The sequence below is a fragment of the Streptococcus mitis genome (genome assembly GCF_002096855.1).
GTDB lineage: Bacteria > Bacillota > Bacilli > Lactobacillales > Streptococcaceae > Streptococcus > Streptococcus mitis_Y.
This window is the reverse complement of sequence record NZ_NCVH01000027.1, coordinates 78,403-100,649: the sequence shown is the minus strand read 5'-3', so window position 1 is coordinate 100,649 and position 22,247 is coordinate 78,403. Positions and strand designations below refer to the sequence as shown.

Genomic DNA, 22,247 nt, shown 5'->3' with positions numbered 1-22,247 from the left:
CTTTTCATTATAGATCTTATGGGACTTTTTTTCTACAATAAAAACGGCTCCATAATATCTATAGGGGATTTACCCACTACAAATATTATAGAGCCTTCATTTTGATCGCGTATACTTTTTTGTTTCCTGATTTGTTCAATGAATACTGTAGTTTAGGAACATAAATTAAAATTTAACAGATTGTATAATTCTTACAAACTTTTAAGAAAGTAATTGAAGAATTTTTTGCTATGCCTATAATATATGTATTTGTACGATAAAAATTTCTACTCTTTTGATTTTAAATAAGTATTAGTTTTCAATATAGTGTGAATTGGGGTTGATATCTCTTTTGAGGAAACTAACTGAGAGTTTTTCTACTTGTGTTTTATTGTATAGTGTATCTTGCTTGTTTTGAACAGAATTTTTATGACATTTGTCATATTTCCTAGTGACAGAAGCATCTAGCTCAGCCAACTTCAAAAGTCTATAATTGAAGTATGAAATGGAGGAAGAAGAGATGAAAAATAAAATGATTGTCGTAATGAGTTTAGTAGCAGCAGGAGTCATGACTTATCTCATGTTCTCAGGATTGGATGAAGGTTTCTATCATTTTCCTTGGGAGCTATTTGCAGGATTTGGCATGATGTCTTGGTTGATCCGAGAAGGTTTGAAATTAGTCTCAGATGTGAAAAAGGAGTTTGAAAAATGAAAAAAGTGATTCTCTATCTTTTTATTGGACTATCACTAGTGGTATGGTTGGTAGAAATGTTTACAGGTTGGTTTGATCAAGCCTTCCTTCACCAAGTCATTCGCGGTGCCTGGGGTCTAGGATTTATGATTTTTATTGCCTTTCCGATGGGAAAGGAGTGGCTGAAAGGAGAATATCATGAACATGATTAAGGTAGAAAGCTTAAATAAAATCATCAAGGGTAAAGCCATTTTGAAGGATATTTCCTTTGAGGTAGCAGAAGGCGAATGCGTCGCCTTGATTGGCCCAAATGGTGCCGGTAAGACAACACTCTTGGACTGTTTGCTTGGAGATAAACTGGTCACCAGCGGTCAAGTATCCATCCAAGGTTTGCCAGTGACGAGCTCTCAGTTAGACTACACAAGATCCTACCTCCCTCAAGAAAATGTAATCGTTCAGAAATTAAAAGTTAAAGAGTTGATTGCTTTCTTTCAAAGCATTTACCCAAATCCCTTGAGCAATCATGAAGTCGATCAACTATTGCAGTTTGACCCGCAACAAAAAGAGCAATTCGCAGAAAAATTGTCAGGTGGGCAGAAGCGTCTCTTCTCTTTTGTCTTGACCTTGATTGGCCGACCAAAGCTAGTCTTTTTAGATGAGCCGACTGCGGCCATGGATACTTCAACCCGTCAACGCTTTTGGGAAATTGTTCAGGATCTAAAAGCGCAGGGAGTAACTATTCTCTATTCGTCCCATTATATCGAAGAGGTAGAGCATACAGCGGACCGGATTTTGGTCTTGAATAAGGGAGAGTTGATTCGCGATACAACACCTCTAGCCATGCGCAGTGAAGAGATTGAAAAGCACTTTATCCTTCCTCTAGCATACAAGGAAGTCATTGAGCAGTCTAACTTGGTTGAAAACTGGTCACAAAAACAAGATGCTTTACAAGTAGTTACACGTGAAGCGGATGCTTTTTGGGAACTGTTAGTCCAAGCAGGATGTAGGATTCAAGAAATTGAAGTCAATAATCGTAGCTTGTTGGATACAATCTTTGAAGAAACACAAAAGGGAGATGACTAAGATGAAACGATGGATCGCACTAAACAAGATAGAATTTCTATTGACCAAACGACAATTGGTCTATTATCTATTATCCGTTGGGATGCCGACAGCCTTCTATTTATTCTTTTCAGGCATGTACCAGGACACACCCGGTGGACCAGATAATTTTATGCGTGATTACCTCATCTCCATGACAGCTTTTTCTATGATGTCGACAGCTATGTTTTCATTCCCAGCTGTCTTACATACCGACAAGATCAACAACTGGCAGAAAACATTGCGCCATACTCCGGTAAATATGGTAGAATATTATCTATCAAAGATAACAAGTATGATGGTTGATCATTTGGTCTCAATCTTGGTTGTTTTCTCAGTTGGGCACTTGGTCAGAGGTGTGGATATGTCTTTAGGAAGCTGGATTGGGGCTGCGTTCTTGCTGATAGTAGGAAGTGTAGTTTTTGTAGCGCTTGGCTTGACCTTGACACTCTTGCCTTCTAGTCAGCTGATGTCTGTCGTGGGCAATCTTCTCTATCTAAGCTTGGCTGTTTTAGGTGGACTCTGGATGCCCATCTCTTTATTTCCAGACTGGATGCAAGCAATCGGGAAGTGCCTACCAACTTATCAGTTGATGGAGTTGCTCAAGACCTTCTTAAACGAGGGTAGCATCAATCTATCAGCCACAGTTTATCTACTTGTTTTTTCAGCAGTTTTGTTTGGTTTGACCATTTACCTTCAAGGTCATAAGGAGAATGCTTAATGCTTGAAAGACTGAAAAGCATACACTATATGTTTTGGGCCAGTTTAATTTTTATGATTTTCCCCATACTACCTGTAGTGACTGGGTGGCTTTCTTCCTGGCATTTATTGATTGATATTCTATTTGTAGTGGCATATTTGGGTGTTTTAACAACTAAGAGCCAGCGCCTATCTTGGCTATATTGGGGCCTCATGCTGACTTATGTAGTTGGGAATACTGCCTTTGTTGCTGTTAATTATATCTGGTTTTTCTTTTTCCTATCCAATCTCTTAAGTTATCATTTCGGCGTACGTAGTTTTAATTCTTTACATGTCCGGACTTTTCTTCTTGCTCAAGTCCTTGTTGTGGGCCAACTGTTGATTTTTCAGAGAATCGAAGTTGAGTTTCTATTCTATCTACTTGTAATTCTTGCTTTTGTCGATTTAATGACTTTTGGATTGGTTCGGATTCGGATTGTGGAGGATTTGAAAGAAGCGCAGACTAAGCAAAATGCCAAGATAAATCTATTGCTTGCTGAAAATGAACGTAGTCGTATCGGTCAGGATTTGCATGATAGTCTGGGACACACCTTTGCTATGCTCAGTGTCAAGACAGATTTAGCCTTGCAGTTGTTTCAGATGGAGGCTTATCCACAGGTGGAAAAGGAATTAAAAGAAATTCACCAGATAAGCAAGGATTCCATGAATGAAGTGCGAACCATTGTGGAAAATCTGAAATCACGGACCTTAGCATCAGAACTTGAAACTGTCAAAAAGATGCTAGAGATTGCTGGAATTGAGGTGGAAACGGCTAATCAACTAGATACCGCTAGCCTTACTCAGGAATTGGAGTCAACGGCTTCCATGATTTTGCTTGAGTTAGTGACCAATATCATCAAGCATGCTAAAGCGTCTAAAGTCTACTTAAAATTAGAACGGACAGAGAAAGAACTCATTCTAACAGTGAGAGATGATGGCTGTGGCTTTACTTCTATAAAGGGGGATGACCTCCATACAGTTCGAGATCGTGTTCTTCCATTTTCGGGAGAAGTAAAGGTAATTAGTCAGAAACAACCGACAGTAGTTCAGGTTCGACTACCTTATAAGGAGAGAAAGTAGATGAAAGTATTAGTCGCAGAAGATCAAAGTATGTTGCGAGATGCCATGTGCCAGTTGCTCACGCTTCAACCGGATGTAGAGTCTGTCTTTCAAGCAAAGAATGGGCAAGAAGCAATCCAACTATTAAAAAAGGCGTCTGTGGATATCGCCATCCTTGACGTAGAAATGCCTGTTAAGACAGGTCTTGAAGTCTTGGAATGGATACGAGCAGAAAAGCTTGAAACAAGGGTGGTTGTGGTGACGACCTTCAAGCGTCCTGGGTATTTTGAACGTGCGGTCAAGGCTGGAGTAGATGCTTATGTATTAAAAGAAAGAAACATTGCAGACCTCATGCAAACCTTGCACACCGTCCTAGAAGGACGCAAGGAGTATTCGCCTGAATTGATGGAAGTGGTGATGACGCATCCCAATCCATTAACAGAACAAGAAATCGCAGTTTTAAAGGGAATTGCTCAGGGCTTCTCTAACCAAGAAATTGCAGACAAACTTTATCTATCCAACGGAACAGTCCGAAACTATGTCACCAATATTCTTTCGAAACTAGATGCAGGTAATCGAACAGAGGCAGCCAATATCGCTAAAGAATCTGGTTGGTTGTGATACTATCATATCTCGAAAACCATTATGTGCTAAAATTGATGGGATTGAATGGAACAATACTAACTTTAGGAGGGTGGGATTCCTCCTTTTTCTTTTTTAGGGAGCACTACAAAAGAGCTAAAATTAACAATAAAAAAGAAAAATATCTTGACAACCAAGGGAAAATTTTGTTACAATAATAGACGGTACTTTTTACTTTTGGTCTCTCAAGAGTGTACAGGGACGTGCTGACAAATGTTGCAAAAGTACACACAGATGATAGCTGTCACCAAGTGTATCATCACCAAAAATAAAAAAACACAGGAGAATGTAGATGCCTACAATTAACCAATTGGTTCGCAAACCGCGTAAATCAAAAGTAGAAAAATCTAAATCACCAGCTTTGAACGTTGGTTACAACAGTCATAAAAAAGTTCAAACAAACGTTTCTTCACCACAAAAACGTGGTGTTGCAACTCGTGTTGGAACAATGACACCTAAAAAACCTAACTCAGCCCTTCGTAAATTCGCTCGTGTACGTTTGAGCAACCTTATCGAAGTTACTGCCTACATCCCAGGTATCGGACACAACTTGCAAGAGCACAGCGTGGTTCTTCTTCGTGGTGGACGTGTAAAAGACCTTCCAGGGGTACGTTACCATATCGTCCGTGGTGCACTTGATACTGCAGGTGTTAACGATCGTAAACAAGGCCGTTCTAAATACGGTACTAAACGTCCAAAAGCATAAGGAAAGGGGATAAAGAGAAATGAGTCGTAAAAATAGAGCTCCAAAACGTGACGTATTGCCAGATCCGCTTTACAATTCACAACTAGTTACTCGTCTTATCAACCGCGTTATGCTTGATGGTAAACGTGGTACAGCTGCTTCAATCGTTTACGGTGCCTTTGAGCAAATCAAAGAAGCTACTGGAAACGATGCACTTGAAGTATTTGAAACAGCTATGGAAAACATCATGCCTGTACTTGAAGTACGTGCACGTCGTGTTGGTGGTTCTAACTACCAAGTCCCAGTTGAAGTTCGTCCAGAACGTCGTACAACACTTGGACTTCGTTGGTTGGTAACAATCGCTCGTCTTCGTGGTGAACACACAATGCAAGACCGTCTTGCAAAAGAAATCTTGGATGCTGCTAACAACACTGGTGCAGCAGTTAAGAAACGTGAAGACACTCACCGTATGGCTGAAGCTAACCGTGCATTCGCACACTTCCGTTGGTAAAATCATGATGCTAGGAACGGTAAGGATGCAAGGTGAAAATAGGAAACTGACGCAGTATTCGACGAATACAAGGAAGTTTATCTTTTTCACACAGCATCCCGTTCCGGCTCAAATCGGCTAATTAACTTTAGCCCGAGTTCGATTCAATTTGTAAATCTACAAGTTGAAACCAACAATAGCATGAAAACATTGAGAACGGGTAGGTCCTGCCTATCCGTTTTTATTAAAATCATGTTATAATAGAATAGAAATCAAAAATAAATAGGAGAAACAAACCTCATGGCACGCGAATTTTCACTTGAAAAAACTCGTAATATCGGTATCATGGCTCACGTCGATGCTGGTAAAACAACAACTACTGAGCGTATTCTTTACTACACTGGTAAAATCCACAAAATCGGTGAAACTCACGAAGGTGCGTCACAAATGGACTGGATGGAGCAAGAGCAAGAACGTGGTATCACTATCACATCTGCTGCGACAACAGCTCAATGGAACAACCACCGCGTAAACATTATCGACACACCAGGACACGTGGACTTCACAATCGAAGTACAACGTTCTCTTCGTGTATTGGATGGTGCTGTTACCGTTCTTGACTCACAATCAGGTGTTGAGCCTCAAACTGAAACAGTTTGGCGTCAAGCAACTGAGTATGGAGTTCCACGTATCGTATTTGCCAACAAAATGGATAAAATCGGTGCTGACTTCCTTTACTCTGTAAGCACACTTCACGATCGTCTTCAAGCAAATGCACACCCAATCCAATTGCCAATCGGTTCTGAAGATGACTTCCGTGGTATCATCGACTTGATCAAGATGAAAGCTGAAATCTATACTAACGACCTTGGTACAGATATCCTTGAAGAAGACATCCCAGCTGAATACCTTGACCAAGCTCAAGAATACCGTGAAAAATTGATCGAAGCAGTTGCTGAAACTGACGAAGAATTGATGATGAAATACCTCGAAGGTGAAGAAATCACTAACGAAGAATTGAAAGCTGGTATCCGTAAAGCGACTATCAACGTTGAATTCTTCCCAGTATTGTGTGGTTCTGCCTTCAAGAACAAAGGTGTTCAATTGATGCTTGATGCGGTTATTGACTACCTTCCAAGCCCACTTGACATCCCAGCAATCAAGGGTATTAACCCAGATACAGACGAAGAAGAAACTCGTCCAGCATCTGACGAAGAGCCATTTGCAGCTCTTGCCTTCAAGATCATGACTGACCCATTTGTAGGTCGTTTGACATTCTTCCGTGTTTACTCAGGTGTGCTTCAATCAGGTTCTTACGTATTGAACACTTCTAAAGGTAAACGTGAACGTATCGGACGTATCCTTCAAATGCACGCCAACAGCCGTCAAGAAATCGATACTGTTTACTCAGGTGATATCGCTGCTGCCGTTGGTTTGAAAGATACTACAACTGGTGACTCATTGACAGATGAAAAAGCTAAAATCATCCTTGAGTCAATCAACGTTCCAGAACCAGTTATCCAATTGATGGTTGAGCCTAAATCTAAAGCTGACCAAGACAAGATGGGTATCGCCCTTCAAAAATTGGCTGAAGAAGATCCAACATTCCGCGTTGAAACAAACGTTGAAACTGGAGAAACAGTTATCTCAGGTATGGGTGAGCTTCACCTTGACGTCCTTGTTGACCGTATGCGTCGTGAGTTCAAAGTTGAAGCGAACGTAGGTGCTCCTCAAGTATCTTACCGTGAAACATTCCGCGCTTCTACTCAAGCACGTGGATTCTTCAAACGTCAGTCTGGTGGTAAAGGTCAATTCGGTGATGTATGGATTGAATTTACTCCAAACGAAGAAGGTAAAGGATTCGAATTCGAAAACGCAATCGTCGGTGGTGTGGTTCCTCGTGAATTTATCCCAGCGGTTGAAAAAGGTTTGGTAGAATCTATGGCTAACGGTGTTCTTGCAGGTTACCCAATGGTTGACGTTAAAGCTAAGCTTTACGATGGTTCATACCACGATGTCGACTCATCTGAAACTGCCTTCAAGATTGCGGCTTCACTTGCTCTTAAAGAAGCTGCTAAATCAGCACAACCAGCTATCCTTGAACCAATGATGCTTGTAACAATCACTGTTCCAGAAGAAAACCTTGGTGATGTTATGGGGCACGTAACTGCTCGTCGTGGACGTGTAGATGGTATGGAAGCACATGGTAACAGCCAAATCGTTCGTGCTTACGTTCCACTTGCTGAAATGTTCGGTTACGCAACAGTTCTTCGTTCTGCATCTCAAGGACGTGGTACATTCATGATGGTATTTGACCACTACGAAGATGTACCTAAGTCAGTACAAGAAGAAATCATTAAGAAAAACAAAGGTGAAGACTAATCTGTCCTCACTCTAGAAGGAAGTCACTTAGTGGCTTCCTTTTGTCTTTAGAAAATACCTCTAAATATGGTAAAATAGTAGGAGAATAATGTGAGGAAAATGAATGTCAAATAGTTTTGAAATTTTGATGAATCAACTGGGGATGCCTGCTGAAATGAGACAGGCTCCTGCTTTAGCACAGGCTGATATTGAGCGAGTTGTGGTTCATAAAATTAGTAAGGTATGGGAGTTTCATTTCGTATTTTCTAATATTTTACCGATTGAAATCTTTTTAGAATTAAAGAAAGGTTTGAGCGAAGAATTTTCTAAGACAGGGAATAAAGCTATTTTCGAAATCAAGACTCTGTCTCAAGAATTTTCAAATCAACTCTTGCATTCCTACTATAGAGAGGCTTTTTCTGATGGGCCATGTGCTAGTCAAGGTTTTAAGTCCCTTTATCAGAATTTGCAAGTTCGTGCTGAGGGAAATCAACTCTTTATTGAGGGTTCTGAGGCGATTGATAAGGAACATTTTAAGAAGAATCATCTTCCTAATTTAGCCAAACAACTTGAAAAGTTTGGTTTTCCAACTTTTACTTGTCAAGTAGAGAAAAATGATGTGCTGACCCAAGAGCAGGAAGAGGCCTTTCATGCTGAAAATGAGCAGATTGTTCAAGCTGCCAATGAGGAAGCGCTCCGTGCTATGGAGCAACTGGAACAGATGGCACCTCCTCCAGCAGAAGAGAAACCAGCCTTTGATTTTCAAGCGAAAAAAGCTGCAGCTAAACCCAAGCTGGATAAGGCAGAGATTACTCCTATGATCGAAGTGACGACGGAGGAAAATCGTCTGGTCTTTGAAGGGGTTGTGTTTGATGTGGAGCAAAAAGTGACCAGAACAGGGCGTGTTTTGATCAACTTTAAAATGACGGACTACACTTCAAGTTTTTCTATGCAAAAGTGGGTTAAGAATGAAGAAGAGGCTCAGAAATTTGATCTAATCAAGAAAAATTCTTGGCTCCGAGTTCGTGGGAATGTGGAGATGAATAACTTCACACGCGATTTGACGATGAACGTGCAAGACGTGCAGGAAGTTGTTCACTATGAGCGTAAGGATTTGATGCCAGAAGGTGAGCGTCGGGTTGAGTTTCATGCTCATACTAACATGTCGACCATGGATGCTCTACCAGAGGTTGAAGAAATCGTTGCGACAGCTGCTAAGTGGGGACACAAAGCAGTTGCTATCACCGACCACGGGAATGTTCAATCCTTCCCACACGGTTATAAGGCAGCTAAGAAAGCGGGGATCCAGCTGATCTATGGTATGGAAGCCAATATCGTGGAGGACCGTGTTCCTATCGTTTATAACGAAGTGGAGATGGACTTGTCAGAAGCGACCTATGTGGTATTTGACGTGGAAACGACGGGTCTATCAGCTATCTACAATGACTTGATTCAGGTTGCGGCCTCTAAGATGTATAAGGGGAATGTCATTGCTGAATTTGATGAATTTATCAATCCCGGGCATCCTTTGTCGGCCTTTACCACGGAGTTGACTGGAATTACAGATGACCATGTCAAAAATGCCAAACCACTGGAACAAGTTTTGCAAGAATTCCAAGAATTTTGCAAGGATACGGTCCTAGTTGCCCACAATGCGACCTTTGACGTTGGCTTTATGAATGCCAATTATGAGCGTCATGGTTTGCCAAAGATTAGTCAGCCAGTTATTGATACGCTGGAGTTTGCTAGAAACCTCTATCCTGAGTACAAACGTCATGGTTTGGGGCCTTTGACCAAGCGTTTTGGTGTGGCCTTAGAACATCACCACATGGCCAACTACGATGCGGAAGCGACTGGTCGTCTGCTCTTTATCTTTATCAAAGAGGTAGCAGAAAAACATGGTGTGACCGATTTAGCTAGACTTAACATTGATTTGATTAGTCCAGATTCTTATAAAAAAGCTCGTATCAAGCATGCGACCATTTATGTCAAGAATCAAGTAGGGCTAAAAAATATCTTTAAGCTTGTTTCCTTGTCTAATACTAAGTACTTTGAAGGGGTGCCACGGATTCCGAGAACGGTTTTAGATGCCCATCGGGAAGGTTTGATTTTAGGTTCAGCTTGCTCTGAAGGTGAAGTTTTTGATGCAGTCGTTTCCCAAGGTGTGGATGCGGCGGTTGAGGTGGCCAAGTATTATGACTTTATCGAGGTCATGCCACCAGCTATCTATGCTCCCTTGATTGCCAAGGAGCAGGTTAAGGATATGGAGGAACTCCAGACCATTATCAAGAGTTTGATAGAAGTGGGAGACCGTCTTGGTAAGCCAGTTCTGGCTACTGGAAATGTTCACTATATCGAACCGGAAGAAGAGATTTACCGTGAAATTATCGTCCGTAGTTTGGGACAGGGGGCTATGATTAACCGAACTATCGGTCATGGGGAACATGCTCAACCCGCTCCTCTTCCAAAAGCTCATTTTAGAACGACTAATGAAATGTTGGATGAATTTGCCTTCTTGGGAGAGGAACTGGCACGTAAATTGGTTATTGAAAACACCAATGCCTTGGCAGATATCTTTGAACCCGTTGAGGTCGTTAAGGGTGACTTGTACACGCCTTTCATCGACAAGGCGGAAGAAACAGTTGCTGAGTTGACCTATAAGAAGGCCTTTGAGATTTATGGAAATCCGCTGCCAGATATTGTCGATTTGCGGATTGAAAAAGAATTGACTTCCATTCTGGGGAATGGATTTGCTGTGATTTATCTGGCTTCGCAGATGCTGGTGCAACGCTCCAATGAACGGGGCTATTTGGTGGGTTCTCGTGGATCTGTCGGATCTAGTTTCGTTGCGACCATGATTGGGATTACGGAGGTCAATCCTCTCTCTCCTCACTATGTCTGTGGTCAGTGTCAGTATAGTGAGTTTATCACCGATGGTTCTTATGGTTCAGGATTTGATATGCCTAATAAGGACTGTCCTAAATGTGGTCACAAACTAAGTAAAAACGGACAGGATATTCCTTTCGAGACCTTCCTTGGTTTTGATGGGGACAAGGTTCCCGATATTGACTTGAACTTCTCGGGAGAAGACCAGCCTAGCGCCCACTTGGATGTGCGTGATATCTTTGGTGAGGAATATGCCTTCCGTGCAGGAACGGTTGGTACGGTGGCTGCCAAGACTGCCTATGGCTTTGTCAAAGGCTATGAGCGGGACTATGGGAAGTTTTATCGTGATGCAGAGGTGGAACGCCTTGCTCAAGGTGCTGCTGGTGTCAAGCGGACAACAGGACAACACCCGGGGGGAATCGTTGTTATTCCTAACTACATGGATGTCTACGATTTTACGCCTGTCCAGTATCCAGCGGATGACGTGACGGCTGAATGGCAGACGACCCACTTTAACTTCCACGATATCGATGAGAATGTCCTCAAACTTGATGTGCTGGGACATGATGATCCGACCATGATTCGGAAATTGCAGGACTTGTCTGGGATTGACCCTAATGAAATTCCTATGGATGACGAAGGCGTAATGGCCCTCTTTTCTGGGACTGATGTGCTAGGAGTGACACCTGAGCAAATCGGAACGCCTACGGGCATGCTGGGAATTCCAGAGTTTGGGACCAACTTTGTACGTGGAATGGTGGACGAGACGCACCCAACGACTTTTGCAGAATTGCTTCAGTTGTCAGGGTTGTCTCACGGTACCGACGTTTGGCTTGGCAATGCTCAAGATCTGATTAAGCAAGGAATAGCAGACCTATCGACTGTTATCGGTTGTCGGGACGACATCATGGTTTACCTCATGCATGCTGGTCTTGAACCTAAGATGGCCTTTACCATCATGGAACGGGTACGTAAGGGCTTGTGGCTCAAGATTTCAGAAGAGGAGAGAAATGGCTATATCGAAGCCATGAAGGCTAATAAGGTGCCAGAGTGGTATATCGAATCCTGTGGGAAAATTAAGTACATGTTCCCTAAAGCCCATGCGGCAGCCTACGTTATGATGGCCCTTCGTGTAGCTTACTTCAAGGTTCACCATCCAATTTATTATTATTGTGCTTACTTCTCCATCCGTGCTAAGGCTTTTGATATAAAGACCATGGGTGCGGGCTTGGATGCCATCAAACGCAGAATGGAAGAAATCTCTGAAAAACGGAAGAACAATGAAGCCTCTAATGTGGAAATTGATCTTTATACAACTCTTGAGATTGTCAATGAGATGTGGGAACGAGGTTTCAAGTTTGGCAAACTCGATCTCTACCGTAGTCAGGCGACAGAGTTCCTCATCGATGGAGATACCCTGATCCCACCGTTTGTCGCTATGGATGGACTAGGAGAGAACGTTGCCAAGCAACTGGTTCGTGCCCGTCAAGAGGGAGAATTCCTCTCTAAAACTGAGTTGCGCAAGCGTGGAGGACTTTCCTCAACCTTGGTTGAAAAGATGGATGAAATGGGCATTCTCGGCAATATGCCAGAGGATAATCAGTTGAGCTTGTTTGATGAATTGTTTTAAAAATTGCTTATTTTGATCAAGTGGACAAAATATGTCCACTTGATTTGTTATAATTCTCTTAAAAGTAATAGAAAAGAGAGTATAATATGAATCAAGAAATTTTAAATTCTAATGTGTCAATTGAAGAGGAAATTTATAATTTTGAAAAAGGCTTGAAAGATGATGGGAGTGATTGGACCGGATTCCCACAAATAGACTTAAAAGAAGATTCTCAATGTATTTACATTTGCGGTATTTCAGAGACTGACAGATGGCATTTGTTTTATACGTTAACTAAAATAAAACCTGCTATTCCAATAGCATCACTTGCATATTATCGAGTGAGAGATAATTTGATTTTTTCTAAACATAGTCAATGGATGAAACTGCAAATGGGGTATACAGAGTATGATTTGATTTTTTTGGATGGAGTTCAATTTTTGGGAGAGGCTGATCAAAGGGTACAGGAATACTGGATGCAGCAATTCAAAGAGAATAAGAAAAGAAGCAAACTCTTCATTGTATATTCAGACTGCTTACCCGAAGACTTAAAAAATATGCCTGAATCTGTAGTTGAGTTCTTCGAATCTGGCATAGTGGTACAGTTGAAATCACCTAAGGGATAGTTTATTTTGCTTTAATCGTTTTGAATATAAAGTGCTAGTTAGACTATAGAAGTGATAATAATGTACTGGAAATAATATTGTTTGAATAATATGTAGAAGGAAATTGCAAATGAATGATCAAGAGAGACTGCTAACGATTTTTTTACGTTTACAGTTTGGGACTCAGTTAGGAAAAAAGCAATTGGCTCAGGAATTTGAAGTTAGTGAAAAGACGATACAGAGAGATTTTTCGCTACTCCGTGATATTTTATCTAGTAACACCAGTTATAGTGGAGATTTGTTTTATAACCGTAAAACGAATAAGTATTGTTTAGCGAGTAAGTCAGTTTTTAATAAAAAGGATATACTCGTTATTTCAAAGATTTTATTGGAAAATCGAGCACTGAATAGACAAGAAATTGCTAGCTTACTAAATAATTTACTGGTCTTAGTTCCCCGTGATGATCAGAAAGAAATTGAGCAGATCATTGGCAGCGAAAAGCTTAACTATGCTCCCTTAACGGATCAACAAAATAGAATAGAGAAAATTTGGAATTTATCAGAAGCTATTTTGCATGAACAGGTTCTAGATATTGTCTATCAAAAACCTTATTATGAGTCTTCTAAGAGGCAGACTGTTTTACCAGTCTCTCTTTATTATGATAGTCACTATTTCTATCTGGTTGTATACCAGTTGAAATATGAGACTTATATTACTTTAAGAGTAGACCGTATCCAGTCCTGGTCTCTTAGTGATATAGAGAAACCCTCTATTTCTTATCGAGATAAATTTAGAGATGGAGACATTCGTAACGAGAGAGTAGACGCTTTTATTGGGAAGAAAATCAGTATTGAAATCGAGTATTTGTACGATCCGACGATTGTGATGGATCAATTTCCAAATGCAAAAATAGTTGGGAAAAATGGCGATTGGACTCATTTTAAATTTGAAAGTCAGCATACACCGGGGCTTAAACGCTGGTTGCTGGGACAAGGGGAAGCAGTTACTGTTTTGTCTCCTCGGATTTTAGTAGAGGATATGAGGCAAACAGTTCAAGAAATGATAGATAAATATAGATGAGGATAAAATGACTATTCAATTTACTTCTAAAAAGGTTGGAGAACTACTGAAAGAAGGGGATTTGCGAATTCCTTCTTATCAAAGACCATATAAATGGAACAGAAAACATATTCGTAATCTTTTTTATGATTTACGAGATGCTATGGGGAAAAAGGAATATCAGATTGGTTCCGTTATCTTACATGAAAATGATGGATACGATATTGTCGATGGACAGCAACGGCTAATTTCTATTTCCTTGTTTCTTCATTTATTAGATAGTTTAGAGAATTATAAGGGTGCTAAGCAACTGCTGAGTGCTACTGTATTTGGAGAGCTATCTTGCTATCATGCGAGTGAAAATTATAATGAGTGGGAAAATTTGGCTCAATTGGTTGGCGAAAATCAGGCAAAAGATATTTGCAACTTTTTATTGGAAAATTGTTCTGTCTCCGTGATTACTATGCCACAGAAACGATTATCTGAAGCCTTTCAGTTATTTGATTCTCAGAATAATCGTGGAAAATCTTTAGAACCTCATGATTTGCTCAAAGCCTATCATCTTCGCAAGGAAGATACCGAAGATGAAAGAATTGTGGAAAAGTGGGAGCAATTTGTAGAGGATAAAAATTTAAGTCTCAAAGAGTTATTTGATAAACATCTTTTTCGTATGAGACGTTGGTCGCGAGGAGAGACAGGATTGACCAACAAGCGTTATGGTTCTTATCTCCGTTTTACAGAGGATTTTATTGACGATTTTAAAGGCGTTGATTTGAATCAGAACTTTCCATATCTAGAATTGTATCGTCATATTGAAAATCTCCCCATGTCCATTACTATGCCAATCATTGATGGAAGTAAATTTTTTGAGTATATTGAATCTGCTCATGAAACTATTAAAGAACATAAAGATTTTTTAAATGCAGAGTTAGGATTTTCTGATGAACTTGAAGGGGAAGAAAAAAATCTAGCTTACCCAGAAGGCATGTTGAACATTTACAATAGCTCAAAAGGACGCTACCTCAAGTGTCACAATATATTCTTAAATATTTGTTCACTTTTTGCAGATAGATTTGGAAAAGATGAGCTATCAACGGAGATTGTAGAGACCCTGTTTATTTGGTCTTATTACCCTCGAGTTAAGTCTAAAGCTATATATGATGCAACGGTAGGGAAATACGCTGCTGGTGGAAGTTTTAGACAAAAAGAGGCTCAAAAGCTATTTCAACTTTTATCTCATGCTGTCACTCCGAATGATTTCATGGTCAAGATAGATAGAGAATTATTTGAAAATTATACTGTGGACAAGATTATAGAAGAGGAAAAAAATAAATGGTAGAAACACAGATAAGCTTATCAGTTAATCGTTTGTTAAATGAAGATACCTATGCTATCCCTCTTTATCAGAGAAATTTTGCCTGGACTTATGATGAAATTGAACAGTTATTGAACGATGTAGCAGATGCTTTTCAAGAAAATAGAGACAATGAAAATAGAGACAATTACTATATTGGAACATTAGTCGTTAATAAAGAGAATGACATTTTCAAAATTATAGATGGGCAACAACGGACAACAGCCCTTAATTTGATTGCCTTAGCTTTGAAGCATGAGTTTGGTTTTGATAGATTGAAAGCTGTCAATCTTACCTTCCCAGCTAGGAAGAAATCAAATAAGAATATTCAAGATTTATTTGCCAAGAAAAAAATTTCAGAGGACGATGAAAATGAGCTGACTAGAGGCTACGGATATGCTAAAGATGCATTGAAAAAAGTACTAGAGGAGCGGCAATTTGAATCTGAATCTTTCTTTAATTATCTATTTGATAATGTCATTATTTTTCGTAGTATTCTTCCCAATGATTTAGATTTGAATTTATATTTCGAACGTTTCAACTCTCGAGGAGAGCAACTGGAGGCCCATGAGATTCTTAAGGCACAAATGATGGCTAAGTTCGGTGAAGATCAAGAAATGGCGCAAAAATTTGCGAAAATCTGGGACGCCTGTGCAGAATTTGATAAGCCGGTAATAAGAACTTTTCAAATCCGAAGTAGACCAAAAAATACTGATGAAGAGGGTGAGAAAATTTTTGGTAAAGAATTTACTAACTTCAAATTGGAAAGTGTATTTGAGAAAATAAGAGTAAAAAAAATTGAGCAACGAAGTTTACTAGATGCAATTACTCAGACAAAATATGAAAGTAGTAGCTTAGTAAATAATGGAGCAGATATTTCAAATTATACGACTGTAATTGATTTTCCAACATTTTTACTTCAAGTTTTTTTCATCATGGAAGGAAATGATGAAACTACATTTGATGATAAAAAATTATTGAAAATTTTTGAAATTGAACGACGAGATAGAGAATGGGTCCAACAATTTGGGCAACTACTTCTGACTATGAAGCATATATTTGATACGCTTATCGTAAAAAATGTCCAATTAGAAAATGAAACCGAATGGCAAATCAAACGAGGTCAGTATGAGACATATAAACGAAATGAAAATAGAGGATGGAAATATGTTCGAATTAACTTTCAAAAAAATACTTTTGACAATTTAAACAAAAACATTATCCTCCTCCAATCCATGTTTGCTGTGACCTTTACAGCCAATCGTGATAGTCGTTGGTTATATGAAATCTTGCAATTCCTGTTTAACCATATTGAAGAGTTAAATCAAACAGAATTTACTAGTCTCTTTAAGAATTTTCTTGAAAAAATGGCAGTAAGATATGCAAAAGAAAGATTGTTTACCGAAGATAAAAGTATCAAAAAATATGGGGCAATTCCTGTTTATGCTTTTAACTTTGTGGATTATGTTTTGTGGAAAAATCGTGAAGAATTGAAGAAAGATTACGATATTGAGTTTAAAGATTTTAAATTTGCTTATCGTCGCTCCGTAGAGCATTGGTATCCTCAGAATCCAAATGGACATGATGGAGAGAGCCAATTACCTGCTGAGTTTTTACATTCCTTTGGCAACCTTTGTATTATTACTGATAGTCAGAACTCCAGGTTTGGCAACTCCTATCCAGAGGCTAAATTAGAACAATGGGAAAGAGAAGGGATATTCCATCGTCAGAGTTTAAAATTACAGATGATGGCAAAGATAACTTCTAAAAAAAATAGATGGGATATTTGTGAGATTCAATCTATGGAAAAAGAAGTGGAAAGGTATGTACAAAATTTTTGTAATAGCTAATTAAAACAAGCTTCAGTAAGCTTGTTTTTTAAAATACCAATATATGTGATATACTAGTAAGGGAAGGATTTTGTAAAAGACAAACCAGCTCAAAAAGTTTTTGACTATCAGCTAGAACTTGCTGATCAGACAATACTTCTATCGACAGCACTCTTGTCAGGTACTATTGCACTAGCAGGGCTACTTTCTGCTTTGAAAGAAAAATAAAAATAGAAAAGAGAAAATTACATGGTTTTACCAAATTTTAAAGAAAATCTAGAAAAATATGCGAAATTATTGGTTGCGAACGGAATCAACGTGCAACCTGGTCACACTTTGGCTCTCTCTATCGATGTGGAGCAACGTGAGTTGGCTCACTTAATCGTCAAAGAAGCTTATGCCTTGGGTGCGCATGAGGTTATCGTTCAGTGGACAGATGATGTCATTAACCGTGAGAAATTCCTCCACGCGCCAATGGAGCGTTTGGACAATGTACCAGAATACAAGATTGCTGAGATGAACTATCTCTTGGAGAACAAGGCTAGCCGTCTCGGAGTCCGTTCATCTGATCCAGGTGCCTTGAACGGAGTCGATGCTGATAAGCTTTCAGCTTCTGCTAAAGCTATGGGGCTTGCCATGAAGCCAATGCGTATCGCAACTCAGTCCAACAAGGTTAGTTGGACTGTAGCAGCCGCTGCTGGACTTGAGTGGGCTAAGAAGGTCTTCCCAAATGCAGCAAGCGATGAAGAAGCAGTTGATCTTCTTTGGGATCAAATCTTCAAAACTTGCCGTGTCTACGAAGAAGATCCTGTTAAGGCTTGGGAAGAACATGCAGCTATCCTCAAGAGCAAGGCGGAAATGCTCAATAAAGAGCAATTCTCAGCCCTTCACTACACAGCGCCAGGGACTGATTTGACCCTTGGATTGCCGAAAAACCATGTTTGGGAATCAGCAGGAGCTATTAATGCTCAAGGGGAAGGTTTCTTGCCAAATATGCCAACAGAAGAAGTCTTCACAGCACCTGATTTTCGTCGCGCAGATGGTTATGTCACTTCTACAAAACCGCTTAGCTATAATGGAAATATCATCGAAGGAATTAAAGTAACCTTCAAGGATGGACAAATCGTGGATATTTCAGCTGAGAAGGGCGATCAAGTCATGAAAGACCTTGTCTTTGAAAATGCGGGTGCGCGTGCCTTAGGTGAATGTGCCTTGGTACCAGATCCAAGCCCAATTTCTCAGTCAGGCATTACCTTCTTTAACACTCTTTTCGATGAAAATGCGTCAAATCACTTGGCTATCGGTGCAGCATATGCAACTAGCGTAGTTGGTGGAGCGGAGATGAGCGAAGAGGAGCTTGAAGCTGCGGGGCTTAACCGTTCAGATGTTCACGTAGACTTTATGATTGGTTCTAACCAAATGGATATCGATGGTATCCGTGAGGATGGGACACGTGTACCACTCTTCCGTAACGGAGATTGGGTAAATTAAGGAGATAATATGTTAGGAAGTATGTTCGTTGGCCTCCTAGTGGGATTTTTAGCAGGCACTCTGACCAATCGTGGAGAGCGAATGGGATGTTTTGGAAAAATGTTTCTAGGCTGGATTGGTGCCTTTATAGGGAATTTGCTTTTTGGGACTTGGGGACCGATAATAGCAGGAACTGCCATTATTCCGGCAGTACTAGGTTCCATGATTGTTTTAGCTATTTTTTGGAGACGAGGAAGTTAATTTCCTAAATCTGATACTCAATGAAAATCAAAGAGCAAACTAGGAAACTAGCCGCAGGTTGCTCAAAGCACTGTTTTGAGGTTGTAGATAGAACTGACGAAGTCAGCTCAAAACACTGTTTTGAGGTTGCAGATAGAACTGACGAAGTCAGTAACATATACCTACGGCAAGGCGACGTTGACGCGGTTTGAAGAGATTTTTGAAGAGTATGAAACGAAAAGGAGGTTGGTTATTGTACCAGCCTCCTTTTGAGTATGATATAATAGTTCTATGAGATTAGATAAATTTTTAGTTGCCTGTGCTGTGGGGAGCCGGACTGAGGTCAAAAACTTGCTCAAGGCTGGGCGCGTGACGGTAAATGGTAAAAAAGAAAAATCAGCGAAACTGCAGATTGATGAAGAAAGAGATGAGATCCGCTTTGATGGGGAAGTGTTGGAGTATGAAGAGTTTGTCTACTACATGATGAACAAGCCCCAAGGGGTTATTTCAGCGACTGAGGATCCCAAGCACAGAACTGTTCTGGACTTGCTGGATGATATTGCTCGGAGCAAGGAAGTTTTCCCAGTAGGACGCTTGGATATTGACACGCATGGGCTTTTGCTCTTGACCAATGATGGTCAGCTTGCCCATGCTCTCCTTTCGCCCAAGCGTCATGTGGATAAGACCTATCTGGCCCAGGTCAAGGGAATCATGACCCAAGAAGATGTGGAGACATTTGCCAAGGGAATTCCTCTCAAAGACTTTACTTGTCAGCCTGCTAGACTGGAGCTTATGTCCATAGATACAGAAAAGAATCAAAGCCAAATCCGTGTGACCATTGCAGAAGGGAAGTTTCATCAGGTCAAACGAATGGTTGCCTATTGCGGCAAGGAAGTAGTAGACTTGCAACGTTTGACTATGGGAACTCTAGTCTTGGATGAGAACTTGCAACGAGGAGAATGGCGTCGCTTGACCAAGAAAGAATTAGAGGTTCTCCTTGCAAGTATTGCTTAGTTTGGTTTATATTCGAAAAAGGTGAGGGAGAATGTCCTTGCCTTTTATGTTTTTCAGTTGCTTCCTTTGTGAAAAGCGTTATAATAGACTGTAGAATAAAAGGAGGAATCTATGAACGCGATTCAAGAATCATTTACTGATAAACTATTTGCCAATTATGAAGCAAATGTCAAATACCAAGCGATTGAAAATGCTGCTAGCCACAACGGAATTTTTGCAGCTCTAGAACGTCGCCAAAGCCATGTAGATAACACACCTGTTTTCTCATTGGATTTGACCAAGGACAAGGTAACCAACCAGAAAGCGTCTGGTCGTTGCTGGATGTTTGCGGCTCTCAATACCTTCCGCCACAAGCTCATCTCACAATATAAATTGGAAAATTTTGAGTTATCACAGGCCCACACATTTTTCTGGGACAAGTATGAGAAATCAAACTGGTTCTTGGAGCAAGTCATTGCGACTGCAGACCAAGAATTGACAAGCCGCAAGGTGAGTTTCCTACTCCAAACTCCACAACAAGATGGTGGACAATGGGATATGGTGGTATCTCTTTTTGAGAAATACGGTGTTGTTCCCAAGTCAGTCTATCCTGAGTCAGTTTCATCTAGCAGTAGCCGTGAGCTAAATGCAATCCTTAATAAATTGCTTCGCCAAGATGCTCAAATTTTGCGTGACTTGCTTGCTTCTGGTGCAGACCAAGCCACTGTTCAAGCTAAGAAAGAAGACCTCTTGCAAGAAATCTTTAACTTCCTTGCTATGTCATTAGGGCTTCCACCACGTAAATTTGACTTTGCTTATCGCGATAAGGATAACAACTACCAAAGCGAAAAGGGCATTACACCACAAGAGTTTTACAAGAAATATGTCAATCTTCCTCTAGAAGACTATGTTTCTGTTATCAACGCACCAACTGCTGACAAACCTTATGGCCAATCTTACACAGTTGAGATGTTGGGAAATGTGGTTGGTAGCCGTGCGGTTCGTTACATCAACGTGCCGATGGAGCGCTTGAAAGAATTGGCGATTGCCCAAATGCAAGCAGGTGAGACTGTTTGGTTTGGTTCAGATGTCGGTCAGCTCAGCAACCGCAAAGCTGGAATCCTTGCGACAGATGTTTATGACTTTGAATCAAGCATGGATATTCAATTCACTCAAGACAAGGCTGGACGTTTGGATTACAGCGAAAGCTTGATGACTCACGCCATGGTCTTGACAGGTGTTGATTTGGATGAAAATGGCAAGTCAACCAAGTGGAAGGTTGAAAACTCATGGGGAGACAAGGTTGGTACCGATGGGTACTTTGTTGCCTCAGACGCTTGGATGGACGAATACACTTACCAAATCGTTGTCCGTAAGGAATTGCTGACAGCAGAAGAACAAGCTGCCTATGAATCAGAACCAATTGTACTCGCACCATGGGATCCAATGGGTGCCTTGGCCGAATAAAAGTATAGAAAAAAGGAATCAGATTTTAGAACCTGATTCCTTTTAAGTTGCTTGATTACATGATGTGAAGAACATGTGCCACAATACCCACTGCGAAGAGTGCAAGGATAATAGTGATTGGAGATACTTTTTTCTTAAGCAAGTACATGCAAAGGAGAGTAAGGAGTAGTCCTGATAGTCCAGGGATCAACATATCCAAGTTTTGTTGGAAAGTAGTAACTTTTTCAGGTGTTTGAGACAATCCTTGTCCTACTTGTGCGAATGCTTCTTGAATACCTTTAGATCCTTCTGGCAATTTATCCCAATGGATATAAGCCTTTTCATCTAGTTGAACTTTGGCAACATCGAAAGCAAATTTAATATTTACCCAACGTTGAACAAGGACAGCAAGAATGAACATACCAAGGATAGAAGCTCCTTTAGTGATGTCTTGGAGGATACCGCCAGACATATCTTTAGTGATTTCTGATCCAGCCTTGTATCCAATCTCTTGTGTATACCACAAGAATGACATACGAATCAAGTTCCAAAGAACGAAGAAGAGGATTGGACCTAAGATATTACCAGTAAGGGCAAGTGAAGCACCGAGTGATCCAAGGATTGGGCGTACTGTAAACCAGAATACTGGGTCACCGATACCAGCAAGAGGTCCCATCATACCGATTTTAACCCCTTGGATAGCAGCGTCATCAATTTCAACACCGTTAGCACGTTCTTCTTCAAGTGCAAGAGTAACCCCCATGATTGGAGCGGCTACGTATGGGTGAGTGTTGAAGAACTCAAGATGGCGTTCAAGAGCAGCGATTTGATCTTCTTTTTTAGTGTAGAGTTTTTTAAGAGCTGGAATTAATGAGTAAGCCCAACCCAAGTTTTGCATACGTTCATAGTTCCAAGAGCCTTGTAAGAAAGTTGAACGCCACCAAACTTTTTTACGATCTGATTTAGTTAATTGAAGTTTTTCAGTCATGATGTTTTCAGTCCTTTCTTA

General features: G+C 40.4%; 19 protein-coding genes. 18 read left to right on the top strand and 1 reads right to left on the bottom strand.

Annotated elements, in window-relative coordinates; genetic code table 11:
- The first annotated feature begins 484 nt into the window (after positions 1-484).
- From B7698_RS02655 to pepC, 18 genes are all read left to right on the top strand, one after another.
- Positions 485-691, top strand: coding sequence for a hypothetical protein (locus B7698_RS02655; protein WP_192855090.1), 207 nt, complete (start codon positions 485-487; stop codon positions 689-691).
- Positions 688-882, top strand: a complete 195-nt coding sequence (locus B7698_RS02650) for a hypothetical protein (protein ID WP_084864554.1) — start codon at positions 688-690, stop codon at positions 880-882. Before B7698_RS02655 ends, B7698_RS02650 begins: the two co-directional genes overlap by 4 nt.
- Complete coding sequence (locus B7698_RS02645; protein WP_084864553.1) at positions 869-1,753, top strand: ABC transporter ATP-binding protein; 885 nt, start codon at positions 869-871, stop codon at positions 1,751-1,753. Before B7698_RS02650 ends, B7698_RS02645 begins: the two co-directional genes overlap by 14 nt.
- A gap of 1 nt (position 1,754) precedes the next feature.
- A complete protein-coding gene (locus B7698_RS02640) occupies positions 1,755-2,492 on the top strand; it encodes an ABC transporter permease (protein WP_084864552.1) in 738 nt (245 codons plus the stop codon).
- Positions 2,492-3,589 (top strand): sensor histidine kinase, encoded by a 1,098-nt coding sequence (locus tag B7698_RS02635; protein ID WP_084864551.1) that lies wholly within the window; start codon positions 2,492-2,494, stop codon positions 3,587-3,589. Before B7698_RS02640 ends, B7698_RS02635 begins: the two co-directional genes overlap by 1 nt.
- On the top strand, positions 3,590-4,189 hold the full coding sequence (locus tag B7698_RS02630; RefSeq protein WP_000866712.1) for a response regulator transcription factor: 600 nt from the start codon (positions 3,590-3,592) through the stop codon (positions 4,187-4,189).
- Positions 4,190-4,502: 313 nt separating this feature from the next.
- Positions 4,503-4,916, top strand: a complete 414-nt coding sequence (rpsL, locus tag B7698_RS02620) for a 30S ribosomal protein S12 (RefSeq protein WP_001142332.1) — start codon at positions 4,503-4,505, stop codon at positions 4,914-4,916.
- A gap of 19 nt (positions 4,917-4,935) precedes the next feature.
- Positions 4,936-5,406 (top strand): 30S ribosomal protein S7, encoded by a 471-nt coding sequence (gene rpsG / locus B7698_RS02615; RefSeq protein WP_000087873.1) that lies wholly within the window; start codon positions 4,936-4,938, stop codon positions 5,404-5,406.
- Positions 5,407-5,685: 279 nt separating this feature from the next.
- On the top strand, positions 5,686-7,767 hold the full coding sequence (fusA, locus tag B7698_RS02610; protein ID WP_000090348.1) for an elongation factor G: 2,082 nt from the start codon (positions 5,686-5,688) through the stop codon (positions 7,765-7,767).
- A gap of 103 nt (positions 7,768-7,870) precedes the next feature.
- Positions 7,871-12,262 carry a PolC-type DNA polymerase III gene (locus B7698_RS02605; RefSeq protein WP_084864550.1) on the top strand — a complete coding sequence of 1,464 codons (4,392 nt, stop codon included), beginning with the start codon at positions 7,871-7,873 and terminating at the stop codon, positions 12,260-12,262.
- A gap of 86 nt (positions 12,263-12,348) precedes the next feature.
- A complete protein-coding gene (locus tag B7698_RS02600) occupies positions 12,349-12,867 on the top strand; it encodes a DnaA ATPase domain-containing protein (protein ID WP_084864549.1) in 519 nt (172 codons plus the stop codon).
- Positions 12,868-12,976: 109 nt separating this feature from the next.
- The gene (locus tag B7698_RS02595; protein WP_084864548.1) at positions 12,977-13,927 is read left to right on the top strand and encodes a helix-turn-helix transcriptional regulator; all 951 of its coding nucleotides are present in this window, start codon (positions 12,977-12,979) and stop codon (positions 13,925-13,927) included.
- Between the two features lie 7 nt (positions 13,928-13,934).
- A complete protein-coding gene (locus B7698_RS02590; protein WP_084864547.1) occupies positions 13,935-15,245 on the top strand; it encodes a DUF262 domain-containing protein in 1,311 nt (436 codons plus the stop codon).
- Positions 15,239-17,110 (top strand): DUF262 domain-containing protein, encoded by a 1,872-nt coding sequence (locus B7698_RS02585; RefSeq protein WP_084864546.1) that lies wholly within the window; start codon positions 15,239-15,241, stop codon positions 17,108-17,110. Before B7698_RS02590 ends, B7698_RS02585 begins: the two co-directional genes overlap by 7 nt.
- A 228-nt stretch (positions 17,111-17,338) precedes the next feature.
- Positions 17,339-18,580 carry an aminopeptidase gene (locus B7698_RS02575; protein WP_084864545.1) on the top strand — a complete coding sequence of 414 codons (1,242 nt, stop codon included), beginning with the start codon at positions 17,339-17,341 and terminating at the stop codon, positions 18,578-18,580.
- A gap of 9 nt (positions 18,581-18,589) precedes the next feature.
- Positions 18,590-18,820 (top strand): GlsB/YeaQ/YmgE family stress response membrane protein, encoded by a 231-nt coding sequence (locus B7698_RS02570; protein ID WP_000901574.1) that lies wholly within the window; start codon positions 18,590-18,592, stop codon positions 18,818-18,820.
- 270 nt (positions 18,821-19,090) lie between these two features.
- A complete protein-coding gene (locus B7698_RS02560; RefSeq protein WP_084864544.1) occupies positions 19,091-19,813 on the top strand; it encodes a pseudouridine synthase in 723 nt (240 codons plus the stop codon).
- Positions 19,814-19,924: 111 nt separating this feature from the next.
- A complete protein-coding gene (gene pepC / locus B7698_RS02550) occupies positions 19,925-21,259 on the top strand; it encodes an aminopeptidase C (protein ID WP_084864543.1) in 1,335 nt (444 codons plus the stop codon).
- Between the two features lie 55 nt (positions 21,260-21,314).
- Here the strand turns inward: pepC and B7698_RS02545 are convergent, their stop codons facing one another.
- Complete coding sequence (locus B7698_RS02545) at positions 21,315-22,226, bottom strand: PTS system mannose/fructose/sorbose family transporter subunit IID (RefSeq protein WP_000136864.1); 912 nt, start codon at positions 22,224-22,226, stop codon at positions 21,315-21,317.
- Positions 22,227-22,247 lie beyond the last annotated feature (21 nt).

What these genes read in the sequence shown, in the direction of transcription:
- B7698_RS02605 (WP_084864550.1), top strand. Translation starts at nt 7,871, where the DNA reads ATGTCAAATAGTTTTGAAATTTTGATGAATCAACTGGGGATGCCTGCT.
- fusA (WP_000090348.1), top strand. Translation starts at nt 5,686, where the DNA reads ATGGCACGCGAATTTTCACTTGAAAAAACTCGTAATATCGGTATCATG.
- B7698_RS02585 (WP_084864546.1), top strand. Translation starts at nt 15,239, where the DNA reads ATGGTAGAAACACAGATAAGCTTATCAGTTAATCGTTTGTTAAATGAA.
- rpsG (WP_000087873.1), top strand. Translation starts at nt 4,936, where the DNA reads ATGAGTCGTAAAAATAGAGCTCCAAAACGTGACGTATTGCCAGATCCG.
- B7698_RS02640 (WP_084864552.1), top strand. Translation starts at nt 1,755, where the DNA reads ATGAAACGATGGATCGCACTAAACAAGATAGAATTTCTATTGACCAAA.
- B7698_RS02570 (WP_000901574.1), top strand. Translation starts at nt 18,590, where the DNA reads ATGTTAGGAAGTATGTTCGTTGGCCTCCTAGTGGGATTTTTAGCAGGC.
- B7698_RS02650 (WP_084864554.1), top strand. Translation starts at nt 688, where the DNA reads ATGAAAAAAGTGATTCTCTATCTTTTTATTGGACTATCACTAGTGGTA.
- pepC (WP_084864543.1), top strand. Translation starts at nt 19,925, where the DNA reads ATGAACGCGATTCAAGAATCATTTACTGATAAACTATTTGCCAATTAT.
- B7698_RS02575 (WP_084864545.1), top strand. Translation starts at nt 17,339, where the DNA reads ATGGTTTTACCAAATTTTAAAGAAAATCTAGAAAAATATGCGAAATTA.
- B7698_RS02635 (WP_084864551.1), top strand. Translation starts at nt 2,492, where the DNA reads ATGCTTGAAAGACTGAAAAGCATACACTATATGTTTTGGGCCAGTTTA.
- B7698_RS02630 (WP_000866712.1), top strand. Translation starts at nt 3,590, where the DNA reads ATGAAAGTATTAGTCGCAGAAGATCAAAGTATGTTGCGAGATGCCATG.
- B7698_RS02645 (WP_084864553.1), top strand. Translation starts at nt 869, where the DNA reads ATGAACATGATTAAGGTAGAAAGCTTAAATAAAATCATCAAGGGTAAA.
- B7698_RS02655 (WP_192855090.1), top strand. Translation starts at nt 485, where the DNA reads ATGGAGGAAGAAGAGATGAAAAATAAAATGATTGTCGTAATGAGTTTA.
- rpsL (WP_001142332.1), top strand. Translation starts at nt 4,503, where the DNA reads ATGCCTACAATTAACCAATTGGTTCGCAAACCGCGTAAATCAAAAGTA.
- B7698_RS02590 (WP_084864547.1), top strand. Translation starts at nt 13,935, where the DNA reads ATGACTATTCAATTTACTTCTAAAAAGGTTGGAGAACTACTGAAAGAA.
- B7698_RS02595 (WP_084864548.1), top strand. Translation starts at nt 12,977, where the DNA reads ATGAATGATCAAGAGAGACTGCTAACGATTTTTTTACGTTTACAGTTT.
- B7698_RS02560 (WP_084864544.1), top strand. Translation starts at nt 19,091, where the DNA reads ATGAGATTAGATAAATTTTTAGTTGCCTGTGCTGTGGGGAGCCGGACT.
- B7698_RS02545 (WP_000136864.1), bottom strand. Translation starts at nt 22,226, where the DNA reads ATGACTGAAAAACTTCAATTAACTAAATCAGATCGTAAAAAAGTTTGG.
- B7698_RS02600 (WP_084864549.1), top strand. Translation starts at nt 12,349, where the DNA reads ATGAATCAAGAAATTTTAAATTCTAATGTGTCAATTGAAGAGGAAATT.